Below are 12,434 nucleotides of genomic sequence, written 5' to 3'. Positions count from 1 at the left end.
GCCGATGCTATGCTGGCGGCTTGTGCCGCCAGTGCTCGTTCCCACATGTCCCAGAACCAAGACCCCGTGCCCCTGCCCGAAGACCTGCGCGTGCTGCTGACCGTGATCCGCAAGAACGGTTTCGCCGCTGCCGCCGATGAACTGGGCCTGTCCCCGGCCTACGTCAGCAAACGCATCCAGATTCTCGAATCGACCCTCGGCACCCGACTGCTGCACCGCACCAGTCGCCGCGTGTCGCTGACCGAAGACGGCGAGCGGGTGCAGCGCTGGGCCTTGCGCATCCTCGATGACTTCCAGCAACTGCGCGACGACCTCGCCGACGCCCACGACAGCCCACGCGGGCGCCTGCACATCTGCAGCAGTTTCGGTTTCGGCCGCAATCATGTGGCGCCTGCGGTTTCGCGGCTGGCCGAGCTTCACCCGCAGTTGCAGATTCGCCTGGACCTGTTCGACCGCGCGGTGGACATCGTCAACGAAGGCTTCGATCTGGAAATCCGCGTCGGCGACGACCTGCCCGGTCAGCACATCGGCCGGCAACTGGTGAGTAACCGCCGGGTGCTGTGCGCTGCGCCCGCATACCTTGAGCGCCGCGGCACACCGCAGACTCTGGACGATCTGCAACAACATGACTGCCTGGTGATCAAGGAGCGCGACAACGCTTTCGGCGTCTGGCATCTGGATCGCGACGGCACGCAGGAAAGCGTGCGGGTCAGTGGGCCGCTGTCTTCCAACAACGGCGAGATCGTCCTGCAATGGGCGCTCGACGGACGCGGCGTGTTGCTGCGTTCATTGTGGGATGTGAAACCGTTGCTGGAACAGGGCCGACTGCTGCCGGTGCTGGCCGATTACAGCCAGAGCGCCAACGTCTGGGCGGTATATCCGACGCGGCTGGCCAATTCCGGCAAGCTGCGGGCGTGTGTGGAGTTTTTGCAGGGGCATTTCAAGGATCTTTCTCTCTAGCCCAAACATCACAAAACCCTGTGGGAGCTGGCTTGCCAGCGAAGGCGTCAGTTCAGCCAATATAAATGTTGGATGTGCTGGCCTCATCGCTGGCAAGCCAGCTCCCACAGGGTCAAAGGGGTGTCAGGTCAGCCATGGGTTGGCGGCCAGGTGTTCGCGCTCGAACGCCTCGATCTGCGCTCGCCGCTGCAAGGTACTGCCAATCGCATCCAGCCCCAGCAACAGTGCGGTCTTGCGCAAGCCATCAATCTGGAAGTCGATGACTTCACCTTCCGCCAGACGAATCTGCTGCGCCTCCAGATCCACACTGATCTGTGCCGTTTCAGGCTGACTCACCAACCGGCCAATGCGCTGCAGCTGTGCCTCGTCCAGGGTAATCAGCAACACCCCGTTGCGCTGGCAGTTGTCGTAGAAGATCCCGGCGAAACGGCTGCCGATCAGCGCGCGAATGCCCATTTGCTGCAGCCCCCACACCGCGTGTTCGCGGCTGGAACCGCAGCCGAAATTCGCCCCGACCACCAGAAAACTCGCGCCCTGCCAGGCTGGCTGGTTCAACACGAATTCCGGGTTGGGCGTACCGTCGGCGAGAAAGCGCAGATCGAAAAACAGCCCACGATCCAGCCCCTGACGGTCGATGCCCTTGAGGAATTGCTTGGGCATGATCACGTCAGTATCGACGTTGGCCGCGAGCAGCGGCGCGGCCCGGCCGCTGACTTGCGTGAAGGGTTGCAGACTCATGGACGTTCTCCAAAGTGGCGGATGTCGGTGAGGTGGCCGCTGATCGCGGCGGCGGCGACCATCGCCGGGCTCATCAGGTGCGTACGCGCCCCGGCGCCCTGGCGGCCTTCAAAGTTACGGTTGGTGCTGGAGGCGCAGCGGTCGCCGGGCGCGAGCACGTCATCGTTCATCGCCAGGCACATCGAGCAGCCGGACTGACGCCATTCGAAACCGGCGTCGATGAAGATCTGCGCCAGCCCTTCGGCTTCAGCCTGAGCGCGGACCTCACTGGAGCCGGGCACGATCATCGCCCGCACATGCCCGGCCACCTGCCGTCCACGCACGACGCTGGCGGCGTCACGCAGATCCTCGATCCGCGCGTTGGTGCAGGAGCCGATAAACGCGTGACTGATGACGATATCGCGCAGCGCCATGCCCGGCTCCAGGCCCATGTAATGCAGGGCGCGGCGCATGTCCTGACGCAGGATCGGATCGTCGATGCTTTGCGGGTCCGGCACCTGCGCGCCGATCGGCGCCGCCTGATCCGGGCTGGTGCCCCAGGTGACCATCGGTTCCAGCAGACTGGCGTCGAGATGGATTTCGCGGTCGAACACCGCACCGGGATCGCTGCGCAATTCACGCCATTTTTCCACGCCGAGCGACCACCGTTCGCCTTGCGGTGCGCGGGGTTTGCCCTTGAGATAAGCAAAGACTTTTTCGTCCGGTGCCATGAAGGCGCCGCGTGCGCCGGCTTCGACCGCCATGTTGCAAATGGTCATCCGCGCTTCGACGCTGAGGGCTTCGATGGTCGAACCGCAGAATTCGATGGCATAACCCGTGGCACCCGATGCACCGATGCGGCCGATCAGCGCCATGATCACATCCTTGGACGTCAGCCCCGGCGCCAGCTCGCCCTCCACCGTCACGCGCAGGCTTTTCAGGCGCTTGTAGACCAGCGTTTGCGAGGCCAGCAGGTGCTCGATTTCCGAGGTGCCAATGCCAAATCCGAACGCCCCCAGCGCGCCGTACGTGGTGGTGTGGCTGTCGCCGGCGGCGATGACCATGCCCGGCAGAATGAAGCCCTGCTCCGGGGCGATCACATGCTCGATGCCCTGACGTTTATCGAGGATATCCAGCAGTTCGATGCCGAAGTCCCGGCAGTTCTCCGCCAGATACGACACCTGCCGCGCACCGCCGGCATCAGGCATCGCCGCCACCCGTTTGGGGGTGGTCGGGTTGACGTGATCGACCACCGCCAACGCCGTACCCGGCCGCCAGACCTTGCGCCCGGCAGCCCGCAGACCGCTGAACGCCTGAGGGCTGGTGTATTCGTTGATCACCTGGCGATCGATATACAGCAGCACATGGCCCTGATCGTCGAGGCGGCACACGGTGTGCGAATCGATGTGTTTGTCGTAGAGGGTTCTGGGGCTCATCAGGGGGCTCACTCGGGGAATCCAGTGCTTTCCATCATAGGGAGCGCTTTGATCGCATCAATTGCCAGGCAGTGAGAGCGGCGTTCATGAATCGTGTTTGATCGCCTGCCCGCAAAAATCCTGTAGGAGCTGTCGAGTGCAACGAGGCTGCGATCTTTTGATCTGTTGTTTAAAGATCAAGATCAAAAGATCGCAGCGTGCCGCAGCTCCTACAGGGGGATGTCGTCGCCCCCTGCGAAGTGCGAAACATTTGCTTTCATATCACCTTTCGGGATTTGTCCGGCTCATCCGTCCTATAGAGATGCAGGCCGTTCGCACAGGCAACCGCCACGACCGCGCCTTTTGCGGACACCCGCGCTGCGAAGCCCGTAGCCGCGTGCCCTTTCATCGAAATCAAGACGCGCAATCATGTCGAAGAAATCCCGTTCCAAACTGTGGTTCCTGGTGCATAGCTGGCTCGCGCTGCCGATCTGGTTTTTTGTCCTGATCGTCTGTGTCACCGGCACGCTGGCGGTGGTCAGCCAGGAAATCGTCTGGCTGGCCAACCCGCAGATGCGCGCCAGCCAGCCATCGGATGACGCGCCGCGGCTCAGTTACGATCAGGTGCTGGCCGCGATCAAACAGGCCGAACCGCAGACGCTGGTGGAAAGCATCAGCCGTCCCGACGAGTCGCACTTCGCCCTCGATGTCGAGGTCAGCTACCCCGACGGCCGTACCCAGACGGTCTACGTCAACCCGTACACGGGGGTGATTCAAGGTCCGGCGCCGGACTTCAACTTCAAGGCGTTCACCCGCGCCCTGCACGGCTGGTGGCTGGTGCCGTTCACCAACGGTTTCAGTTGGGGCTGGTACCTGGTGTCGTTCCTCGGCCTGCCAATGCTCGCTTCGCTGGTCACAGGGCTGGTGGTGTACAAGCGCTTCTGGAAAGGTTTCTTCAAACCCACCCTGCGTTTTCGCCACGGCGCGCGGATTTTCTGGGGCGACTTCCACCGACTGAGCGGCATCTGGTCGATCTGGTTCATCGCGGTGATCTCGATCACCGGCACCTGGTTTTTGATCCAGGCCATTCTGGCCGACAACCAGGTGTCCATCAGCAGCGAGCCGATCATTCCCGCCATGTCCCGGGAAAGCGTACCGATGTCGAGCGACGCCAGTCCTCCCCCACGGATCAGCCTTGATCGCGCGGTGCAGATCGCCGAACAGCACATCCCCGGGCTGGAAGTCAGCTTCGTCAGCCTGCCGGGCAATGCCTACAGCCACCTGAGCCTTGGCGGTCGCGGCTGGTATCCGCTGATGTTCCAGACCGCCACGCTCAACCCGTACAACGGTGACATGGCCGCCACGCGACTGCTGACTGACCGTTCCTCGCTGGAGTTCGTCACCGAGTCGATGCGCCCGCTGCACACCGGTGATTTCGGCGGTCTGTGGATCAAACTGATCTGGTTCTTCTTCGGTCTGCTGCTGAGCATGATGGTCCTCAGCGGCCTGTTGATCTGGACCAAGCGCACCGCGCTGGCCACCGCCAACGCCCTCAAGCGCGAAAACAAAAAGGCCCGCAGCCCCCGCGTCAGCCGTGAACCGGCGGAGGTCAACCTGTGAGCCCGTCCAACCGCACTGCCCAACCGTCCGCCCTGCGCCGCTTCTGGCACAAATGGCGCTTTCACCTGAACGCCTTGTTGCTGCTGATTCCGCTGGGGTTCATGCCCAAGTACTTCGCCGATGCCGCGCTGTTTCGCGGTGACGTCGGCCTTGGTGAGCATGAGGTCGGCGAGATCCAGGTCGGCCCGTGGAGCCTGCGCCTGGCCGAACTGCGTAACGAAGCACCGCGCCTTAGCGGCCCCGCCGGCTACATGAAGGACTTCAATGCCGCCCTGTGCGATGCCTGTGTCGAACAGGTCAAGGCCACCTACCTGCGCATCGGCAAACCGCGCAGCCTGCGCGCCGCCGGGGTGATTTTCTTTGGCACGCCGTATCGCATGGGCGCGCAATTGCCGGTGGCGGAAAAGACCAAGGCCGATGCCGAACTGTGGATCACCATGGAAGGCTGGGACGGCAGCCTGCACCAAGCCTCGATTCCCCTGAGCCAGGCCTCTCCCGCGACCCTCGCCTGGCTGACCAAACAAGGAGCCAAACCATGAACCGCGTTCAACGCCCTTCCCGCCTGCGGTTGCGCGCCGCGTTGCTGATGCTGTGCGCAAGTTTCAGCGCCGGCGCCCTGGCCCATAACCCGATGTGCGAATGCAAAGCCGTCGATGCCGAGCAGATCAAATGCACCGGCGGCTTCTCCGACGGCAGCGGCGCGCCGGGGGTGACCCTCGATGTGATCGGTTACGACGAAACCATTCTGCTGCCGGGCAAGCTCGGCGCCGACTCGACCGTGACGTTCAAGAAACCGGCAGCCGAGTTTTACGTGCTGTTCGACGCCGGCCCCGGCCACGTCGTGGAAATCGACCAAGCCGACATCGAGGCCCCATGAGCACGCCCACCACGCAAGTCGTCCGCCCGGCCGGTGCCGGGCATGAAACCCTTAACGTTCTGCTGTTGTGTTTGCTGATCCTTGCCGTCGCCGGCTCGGTGGTGGCATGGCGCGGTGTGTCCCATGAACCGGAACCAGTCGCCAGCCATCAGCTCGATGCGCGGCGCGACCTCAGCGCCGCCGAGCAAGGCATCTACGCCGACCTGCGGGTGACCCTCGACGAAATCCGCCTGCTGCGTGCAGAACAGCAAAGCCTGCCGACGCCACAGACCCTGGCTGAAGAAGGTTTCGCCCCGTTCGCCCAGGACGCCAGTTCGGTCAGCCGTGGCGGACATGCCTGGCAATTGCTGGCAGACACCGCCTATTTCGGCCACAGCCAGGCGCCCGCCGTCGCCGGTTCGTTCGTGATGCGGCTGAGCGCCGACGCCACTGCCGCGCCGGACATCTGGCTCAACCGCGCTGCCGAGCTGCAGACGCCCGCCGACCTGACCGACGCCGCGCTGTCCGCCGCTGGCTGGAAACAGATCGTCGCGCAGTTCGATGCCGGTGTGACCCGCGAGCATCGCCACTGAACCTTCGCCTTCACCCGAGAGAAGACCGCTTGCCCATGCTTATTTCCCTGCCTCGCCGTCCCCTCCTGCGCACCCTGCTGTTAGGCCTGTGCGCGTGCCTGCTGAGCCCGCTGGCCAGCGCCGATCCGGGCAAACGCCTGCGCATCGGCATCACCCTGCACCCGTACTACAGCTATGTGGCGAACATTGTCGGCGACAAGGCCGAGGTGGTACCGCTGATTCCCGCCGGTTTCAACCCGCACGCCTACGAGCCACGCGCCGAGGACATCAAGCGCATCAGCGGGCTGGACGTGATCGTGCTCAACGGGGTCGGTCATGACGACTTCGCCGACCGCATGATCGCCGCCAGCGAAACGCCGAACATCAAGACCATCGAAGCCAACGAAAACGTGCCGCTGCTGGCGGCCACCGGTACCGCGGCGCGCGGTGCCGGCAAAGTGGTCAATCCGCACACCTTCCTGTCGATCAGCGCCTCGATTGCTCAGGTCAACAATATTGCCCGAGAGCTGGGCAAGCTCGATCCGGACAACGCCAAGACCTATACCCAGAACGCCCGCGCCTACGGCAAACGCCTGCGGCAGATGCGCGCCGATGCCTTGGCCAAACTGACCGAGGCACCGAACGCCGAACTGCGCGTGGCCACAGTGCATGCGGCTTATGACTATCTGCTGCGCGAATTCGGTCTGGAAGTGACGGCCGTGGTCGAACCGGCCCATGGCATCGAACCGAGCCCGAGCCAGTTGAAAAAGACCATCGACCAACTGCGCGAGCTCGATGTGAAGGTGATCTTCTCCGAGATGGATTTCCCTTCGACCTACGTCGAAACCATCCAGCGTGAGTCCGGGGTGAAGCTGTACCCGCTGTCGCACATTTCCTACGGCGAATACAGCGCCGACAAGTACGAAAAGGAAATGACCGGCAACCTCGACACCGTGGTGCGGGCGATTCAGGAGTCCGGGGCATGACAGCAAAAGAATCCCTCTCTGACACCCCGCCATCCCCTGTGGGAGCGAGCTTGCTCGCGAAAGCGTCCGGTCAGTCAGCATCATTATTGAATGAACTACCGCATTCGCGAGCAAGCTCGCTCCCACAAGGATGGGGGCCGACTCTGGATTTTGCGCAAGTCTCTCTGACGCTCGGGCGCACGATGATCCTCGACAACGTCAGCTTCCAGGTCCAACCCGGCCACGTTCACGCCCTGGTCGGCCCCAACGGCGGTGGCAAGAGTTCGCTGATCAAGACCTTGCTCGGGCAAATGCCGCATCAGGGTCAACTGAGCCTGCACTGGCCCGGTCAACCCGGGACCATCGGTTACGTGCCGCAGGCGCTGGAGTTCGATCGTGGCCTGCCGATGACCGTCGACGACTTCATGGCCGCCATGTGTCAGCGCCGGCCGGCGTTTCTCGGTTTGAGCAAGCACTACGCCAGCTCCATCGGCGAGGCGCTGGAACGGGTCGGCATGCAGGACAAACGCAAGCGGCGCATGGGCGCGCTGTCCGGTGGCGAACGGCAGCGCGTGTTGCTCGCCCAAGGCTTGATCCCGGCCCCGCAATTGCTGGTGCTGGATGAGCCAATGTCGGCGCTCGACGAAGCCGGAATTCAGGTCTTCGAACGCCTGCTCGGCGACTGGCGCGCGACCGGCATCACCGTGCTGTGGATCGAGCACGATCTGGAAGCGGTCAAGCGTCTGGCCGACCGAGTCACCGGTCTCAACCGCCGCCTGCTGTTCGACGCCACGCCGCAACAGGCGCTGACCCCGGAACGGCTGCTCAGTCTGTTTTCCACCCATCCACGGAGCGCGGTCTGATGAGTTACGAAGCCTTTCGTTTGATGGTTCAGGGCTGGGCGTCGTCCGGTTACCTGCCGGAAGCGCTGGCCTACGGCTTTGTGGTCAACGCATTGCTCGCCGGCCTGTTGATCGGCCCGGTGCTCGGTGGCCTCGGCACGCTGGTGGTGGTCAAGCGCTTTGCGTTTTTCTCCGAAGCGGTCGGCCACGCAGCACTGACCGGCGTGGCCATCGGCATTCTGCTCGGCGAACCCTACACCGGGCCGTACGGCAGCCTGTTCGGTTACTGCCTGCTGTTCGGCATCCTGCTCAATTACCTGCGCAACCGCACCGGCCTGGCGCCGGATACCCTGATCGGCGTGTTTCTCTCGGTGTCGCTGGCCCTCGGCGCGAGCCTGCTGTTGATTCTGGCCGGCAAGATCAACGTGCACATTCTGGAGAACGTGCTGTTCGGTTCGGTACTCACCGTCAATGGCAATGACCTGCTGGTGCTGGCCATCGTCGGCTCGCTGGTCATGGCTTTGGCACTGCCTTTGTACAACCGGATCATGCTGGCCAGTTTCAACCCGCAACTGGCGGCGGTGCGCGGCGTCGCGGTGAAGACTCTGGATTACCTGTTCGTGATTCTGGTGACGCTGATCACCGTCGCGGCGGTGAAGGTCATCGGCGCGATTCTGGTCGGCGCATTGCTGGTCATTCCGGCGGCGGCAGCACGCTTGCTCAGCCAGTCGCTCAAGGGCTTCTTCTGGTGCTCGGTGCTGATTGCCACCGTCAGCACCCTGTGCGGGATTCTCGCGCCGATCGTCTTCGATCTGCCGATCCCGTCCGGCGCCGCGATCATTCTGGTCGCCGGCATCGCCTTTGCCCTCGCCGCCATTGCGCGCGGGGTTGTTCCGAGTCTGAAAGGGAACCTTGGATAAATGACTTTCTCACTGCGCAAACTGACCCTGGCCATGGCCCTGTGCGGCGTGGTCGGCAGCCCGTTGCTGGCGGCTGAAAACCCTCAACCGCTGCGCGTACTGGCCTCGCTGCCCATCACCTACGGCCTCGGCGAAGTGCTGCTCAAAGGCACCGACGTCAGCCTGGAACGCGCGGCCCCGGCCAATCTGCCGGGCAGCCGTCAGACTGCGTACTTCACCGGTCGCGGCGCACCGGCGCTGGGCAAACTGGCAAGCGATGCCGATGCGGTGATCGGCGTGCGCTCGCTGTGGGCGGATGATCCGCTGTACCCGATCGCACGGCGCAGCAACATTCGCATTGTCGAGGTCGACGCAGCACGTCCGGTGGACGGCGCCCTGCCGGGGATCGCTGTGCAGCCGGGGCTGAAGGTCGATGGCTTGAACAGTCAGCCATGGCTGGCGAGCAACAACATGGGGCGCATGGCCGACGTGATCGCGGCGGATCTGGTGCGCCTGGCGCCGTCGGCCAAACCGAAGATCGAGGCCAATCTGGCGGCGCTGAAACAGCGCCTGCTCAAGCTCAGCGCCGACAGCGAAGCGCGCCTGGCCGAGGTCGACAACTTGAGTGTGATGAGCCTCAGCGATCACTTCGGTTACCTGATCGGCAGCCTGAATCTGGAGCTGATTGGCCAGGACGCGCGAGCAGATGCCGAGTGGACAGCCGAAGATCTGATGAAGCTCACGGCGACGCTGAAGGACAACGATGTGGCGCTGGTGCTGCATCATCGTCAGCCGTCGGAGGCGGTGAAGGCGGCGATTGCCGAGTCGGGCAGTCGTTTGCTGGTGTTGAGTACCGATGCCGAAGACCCGGTGGCGGAGCTGGAGGGGAATGTGGATTTGTTGCTCAAGGGGTTGAGCGGCGGGCCTTCGGCCTAAGATCAAAAGATCGCAGCCTTCGGCAGCTCCTACATGGGGATACTTACACACTGTAGGGGGCTGCCGCAGGCTGCGATCTTTTGAAAGCCATGAAAAAACCCGCTGACTGTCACCAGTCCAGCGGGTTTGTTTTTGCCTGTCAGATTACTGAGCAGCCGTCTGCCCTTCCATCTTCTGGCGCAGGCTCAACGGACGCATGTCGGTCCAGACCTCTTCGATGTAGGCCAGGCATTCCTTCTTCAGGCCGCTCTTGCCCACGGTGCGCCAGCCTTGCGGCACGGCTTTGTAATCCGGCCAGATCGAGTATTGCTCTTCGTGGTTGACCACGACCTGAAAGAGGATGTCCTCGCGGTCGAATACTGACGTCATGCTGGTTCTCCATCGTTGTGAGGGTGGGCTGCAGCCGAGTGCAGCCGGTTATGTAGAATGAACGTTCGGCGCTGCGAAAAATTTACTCAGCGCCAGTGGCAGCGGCCAAGGCCCGGCCAAAGATCTCGGCGACGCGGTCGATTTCGGCGGCGGTGATCACCAGCGGCGGCAGGAAGCGCACCACCGCGCCATGCCGGCCGCCCAGCTCGAGAATCAGCCCACGCTTGAGGCATTCACGCTGCACCAGCGGTGCCAGACGCGCGAACGCGGGAGGGTGACCGAGAGCATCCGGCGCGCCGTTCGGGTCAACCAGCTCGACGCCGAGCATCAAGCCACGACCACGAATGTCGCCCAGTTGCGGAAAGTCGCGTTGCAGGATGCGCAGGTGTTCGCCCAGGCGCTCGCCCATGGCGGCGGCGTGTTCGCAGACCTTGTGCTCAAGCAGATAACGCATTACCGCGGAACCGGCGGCCATCGCCATCTGATTGCCACGGAACGTGCCAGCGTGGGCACCCGGCTGCCAGGTGTCGAGCCAGTCGCGATAGACCACCACCGCCAATGGCAGGCTGCCGCCGATGGCTTTGGACAACACCACTACGTCGGGGACGATACCGGCGTGTTCGAAGGCAAACATTTTGCCGGTACGGGCGAAACCGCTCTGGATCTCATCGACGATCAGCGCCACGCCAGCCTTCTCGGTTATCCGGCGCAAACCGCGCAGCCACTCGACATCAGCCGGAATCACCCCGCCTTCGCCCTGCACCGCCTCGACAATCACCGCTGCTGGCAACTGCACGCCGGCTTCAGGATCGTTGAGCAGGTTTTCCAGATAACTCAGGTTGGCTTTGATCCCGGCTGCGCCGCCGAGACCGAACGGGCAACGGTAGTCGTACGGAAACGGCATGAATTGCACACCGTTGCTGAGCAAGGCGCCCAGCGGTTTTTTCGGCCCCAGGCTGCCCATCAGGCTCAAGGCGCCCTGGCTCATGCCGTGATAACCGCCGGAGAACGACAGCACCGTGCTGCGCCCGGTGGCGGTGCGTACCAGTTTCAGCGCGGCTTCCACCGCATCGGTGCCGGTCGGCCCGCAGAACTGGATTTTCGCCTCGGCCGCGAGTGCCGGCGGCAGCAGGCCGAACAGGTCCTGGACGAATTGATCCTTCACTGGCGTGGTCAGGTCGAGGGTGTGCAGCGGCAGCTCATCGGCGAGCACTTGCTGGATCGCCTCGATCACCACCGGGTGGTTGTGCCCCAAGGCCAGCGTGCCGGCACCGGCCAGGCAGTCAATGAACGTACGGCCTTCGACATCCTCGACGTACAGGCCCTTGGCGCGTTTGAGGGCCAGCGGAATGCGTCGCGGGTAGCTGCGGGCATTGGATTCCTGCTGGCTCTGCCGGGCCAACAGTGGCGATTCGTTGAACTGGTACAGGGTTTCGGCCGGCGCGGCGGTGATCCGCCCCGACGACTCTTCGATAAGGCTGGTGGCGACTGACATCTCTCGACCCCTCAATACGCTATGGATAGTGACCAAAACAGCACACCGCACAGGTGCGCGTTCCGGTCGCGGGGCGCACATGCAGGTTTTCCTGTTCTGGAAACGCTTAAGCGGGGCGAGGATTTAGACCCTTGATCAAGTTGTCAGCCAGGCAATGCCAACGGCTTGTACAGCGTCACGCGGTGCAAGCCCTGATCGCTGGCGGGTGGCGCCAAATCGCAATAGCCCAAATGTCGATAAAAAGCTGCGCCACTGCGGGTGCTGGCGATGCACGCCTGCGGCACACCACGAATCCGCAGCCAGCCTTCCAGGTCGCTCATCAGCGCACGTCCTGCGCCACGGCGAAACCATTCCGGCTGCACATGGCAAAAGCCGATGTCACCGCTGGCTGTGGCCATGCCGACCCCCACCGGTTTGTCCTGTAGCAGGGCGACGTTCAGGTAGCAATGCGAGTCGGCAAGGCGCGCACTGATGATGTCGGCGGATTGCCGGTCAATCCAGCGGTTGACCTGCTGCGGGTCGTTGCGGTGTTCCAGCGCACAACCGACGCGAATCGAACGCTCGATGATGCGACTGATGAGACCGGCGTCGGCAGGTTTCGCTGGACGAATGCAGATCGGTGCTTGCATGGCGCGTTCCCTCAATCCATTGAGTCAGAGCAGCCCCGACCTTAGCGTCGAGAGCTGTGAATCACTAATGGAGAGAAGTTACATTTGATGTAGACCAACACAAATCCCCTGTAGGAGCTGCCGCAGGCTGCGATCTTTTGATTTTGATTTTTTCAAGAT

14 protein-coding genes are annotated in these 12,434 nt (G+C 63.1%); 9 read left to right on the top strand and 5 right to left on the bottom strand.

The window, feature by feature from the left end; genetic code table 11:
• Window positions 1-9 precede the first annotated feature (9 nt).
• On the top strand, window positions 10-960 hold the full coding sequence (locus AB1J88_RS01880; protein ID WP_430290055.1) for a LysR substrate-binding domain-containing protein: 951 nt from the start codon (window positions 10-12) through the stop codon (window positions 958-960).
• A 123-nt stretch (window positions 961-1,083) separates the two neighbouring features.
• On the opposite strand, the gene leuD is transcribed toward AB1J88_RS01880, so the two are convergent.
• Together leuD and leuC are read right to left on the bottom strand one after the other, a co-directional pair.
• Entirely contained in the window at window positions 1,084-1,698 is a 615-nt protein-coding gene (gene leuD, locus AB1J88_RS01875) for a 3-isopropylmalate dehydratase small subunit (RefSeq protein WP_430290054.1), read from the bottom strand.
• Window positions 1,695-3,113, bottom strand: a complete 1,419-nt coding sequence (leuC, locus tag AB1J88_RS01870; protein ID WP_430290053.1) for a 3-isopropylmalate dehydratase large subunit — start codon at window positions 3,111-3,113, stop codon at window positions 1,695-1,697. The genes leuD and leuC overlap by 4 nt, the downstream gene beginning before the upstream one ends.
• Before the next feature lie 408 nt (window positions 3,114-3,521).
• Between leuC and AB1J88_RS01865 the strand changes: the two genes are divergently transcribed.
• From AB1J88_RS01865 to AB1J88_RS01830, 8 genes are read left to right on the top strand one after another with little or no spacing between them, the layout of a single operon-like run.
• Window positions 3,522-4,712 (top strand): PepSY-associated TM helix domain-containing protein, encoded by a 1,191-nt coding sequence (locus AB1J88_RS01865; protein WP_430290052.1) that lies wholly within the window; start codon window positions 3,522-3,524, stop codon window positions 4,710-4,712.
• Window positions 4,709-5,251 carry a hypothetical protein gene (locus AB1J88_RS01860; RefSeq protein ID WP_041069742.1) on the top strand — a complete coding sequence of 181 codons (543 nt, stop codon included), beginning with the start codon at window positions 4,709-4,711 and terminating at the stop codon, window positions 5,249-5,251. Before AB1J88_RS01865 ends, AB1J88_RS01860 begins: the two co-directional genes overlap by 4 nt.
• The gene (locus tag AB1J88_RS01855; protein WP_430290050.1) at window positions 5,248-5,589 is read left to right on the top strand and encodes a hypothetical protein; all 342 of its coding nucleotides are present in this window, start codon (window positions 5,248-5,250) and stop codon (window positions 5,587-5,589) included. The genes AB1J88_RS01860 and AB1J88_RS01855 overlap by 4 nt, the downstream gene beginning before the upstream one ends.
• Window positions 5,586-6,161 (top strand): DUF6162 family protein, encoded by a 576-nt coding sequence (locus AB1J88_RS01850; RefSeq protein ID WP_108183366.1) that lies wholly within the window; start codon window positions 5,586-5,588, stop codon window positions 6,159-6,161. Before AB1J88_RS01855 ends, AB1J88_RS01850 begins: the two co-directional genes overlap by 4 nt.
• 35 nt (window positions 6,162-6,196) lie before the next feature.
• Entirely contained in the window at window positions 6,197-7,126 is a 930-nt protein-coding gene (locus tag AB1J88_RS01845; RefSeq protein WP_430290049.1) for a metal ABC transporter substrate-binding protein, read from the top strand.
• Window positions 7,123-7,968, top strand: a complete 846-nt coding sequence (locus tag AB1J88_RS01840) for a metal ABC transporter ATP-binding protein (RefSeq protein WP_430290048.1) — start codon at window positions 7,123-7,125, stop codon at window positions 7,966-7,968. The genes AB1J88_RS01845 and AB1J88_RS01840 overlap by 4 nt, the downstream gene beginning before the upstream one ends.
• The gene (locus tag AB1J88_RS01835) at window positions 7,968-8,867 is read left to right on the top strand and encodes a metal ABC transporter permease (protein ID WP_003226663.1); all 900 of its coding nucleotides are present in this window, start codon (window positions 7,968-7,970) and stop codon (window positions 8,865-8,867) included. Before AB1J88_RS01840 ends, AB1J88_RS01835 begins: the two co-directional genes overlap by 1 nt.
• A complete protein-coding gene (locus tag AB1J88_RS01830; protein WP_430290047.1) occupies window positions 8,868-9,782 on the top strand; it encodes a metal ABC transporter substrate-binding protein in 915 nt (304 codons plus the stop codon). It abuts the gene before it with no gap.
• A 144-nt stretch (window positions 9,783-9,926) separates the two neighbouring features.
• Here AB1J88_RS01830 and AB1J88_RS01825 read toward each other — a convergent pair whose 3' ends face one another.
• The 3 genes from AB1J88_RS01825 to AB1J88_RS01815 form a co-directional block, all read right to left on the bottom strand.
• Window positions 9,927-10,151, bottom strand: a complete 225-nt coding sequence (locus AB1J88_RS01825; RefSeq protein WP_047295362.1) for an MbtH family protein — start codon at window positions 10,149-10,151, stop codon at window positions 9,927-9,929.
• 82 nt (window positions 10,152-10,233) lie between these two features.
• Window positions 10,234-11,646, bottom strand: coding sequence for an aspartate aminotransferase family protein (locus AB1J88_RS01820; RefSeq protein ID WP_041069719.1), 1,413 nt, complete (start codon window positions 11,644-11,646; stop codon window positions 10,234-10,236).
• 143 nt (window positions 11,647-11,789) lie between these two features.
• Window positions 11,790-12,275, bottom strand: a complete 486-nt coding sequence (locus AB1J88_RS01815; RefSeq protein ID WP_430290046.1) for a GNAT family N-acetyltransferase — start codon at window positions 12,273-12,275, stop codon at window positions 11,790-11,792.
• Window positions 12,276-12,434 lie beyond the last annotated feature (159 nt).

The sequence above is a fragment of the Pseudomonas sp. S8 genome, from assembly GCF_050473925.1.
Classification (GTDB): Bacteria; Pseudomonadota; Gammaproteobacteria; order Pseudomonadales; family Pseudomonadaceae; genus Aquipseudomonas; species Aquipseudomonas parakoreensis.
The sequence above is the reverse complement of the archived record's forward strand: the minus strand, read 5'-3'. Positions and strand labels throughout refer to the sequence as shown.

What these genes read in the sequence shown, in the direction of transcription:
- AB1J88_RS01855 (WP_430290050.1), top strand. Translation starts at nt 5,248, where the DNA reads ATGAACCGCGTTCAACGCCCTTCCCGCCTGCGGTTGCGCGCCGCGTTG.
- AB1J88_RS01850 (WP_108183366.1), top strand. Translation starts at nt 5,586, where the DNA reads ATGAGCACGCCCACCACGCAAGTCGTCCGCCCGGCCGGTGCCGGGCAT.
- leuD (WP_430290054.1), bottom strand. Translation starts at nt 1,698, where the DNA reads ATGAGTCTGCAACCCTTCACGCAAGTCAGCGGCCGGGCCGCGCCGCTG.
- AB1J88_RS01825 (WP_047295362.1), bottom strand. Translation starts at nt 10,151, where the DNA reads ATGACGTCAGTATTCGACCGCGAGGACATCCTCTTTCAGGTCGTGGTC.
- AB1J88_RS01845 (WP_430290049.1), top strand. Translation starts at nt 6,197, where the DNA reads ATGCTTATTTCCCTGCCTCGCCGTCCCCTCCTGCGCACCCTGCTGTTA.
- AB1J88_RS01880 (WP_430290055.1), top strand. Translation starts at nt 10, where the DNA reads ATGCTGGCGGCTTGTGCCGCCAGTGCTCGTTCCCACATGTCCCAGAAC.
- AB1J88_RS01820 (WP_041069719.1), bottom strand. Translation starts at nt 11,646, where the DNA reads ATGTCAGTCGCCACCAGCCTTATCGAAGAGTCGTCGGGGCGGATCACC.
- AB1J88_RS01830 (WP_430290047.1), top strand. Translation starts at nt 8,868, where the DNA reads ATGACTTTCTCACTGCGCAAACTGACCCTGGCCATGGCCCTGTGCGGC.
- leuC (WP_430290053.1), bottom strand. Translation starts at nt 3,113, where the DNA reads ATGAGCCCCAGAACCCTCTACGACAAACACATCGATTCGCACACCGTG.
- AB1J88_RS01835 (WP_003226663.1), top strand. Translation starts at nt 7,968, where the DNA reads ATGAGTTACGAAGCCTTTCGTTTGATGGTTCAGGGCTGGGCGTCGTCC.
- AB1J88_RS01865 (WP_430290052.1), top strand. Translation starts at nt 3,522, where the DNA reads ATGTCGAAGAAATCCCGTTCCAAACTGTGGTTCCTGGTGCATAGCTGG.
- AB1J88_RS01815 (WP_430290046.1), bottom strand. Translation starts at nt 12,275, where the DNA reads ATGCAAGCACCGATCTGCATTCGTCCAGCGAAACCTGCCGACGCCGGT.
- AB1J88_RS01840 (WP_430290048.1), top strand. Translation starts at nt 7,123, where the DNA reads ATGACAGCAAAAGAATCCCTCTCTGACACCCCGCCATCCCCTGTGGGA.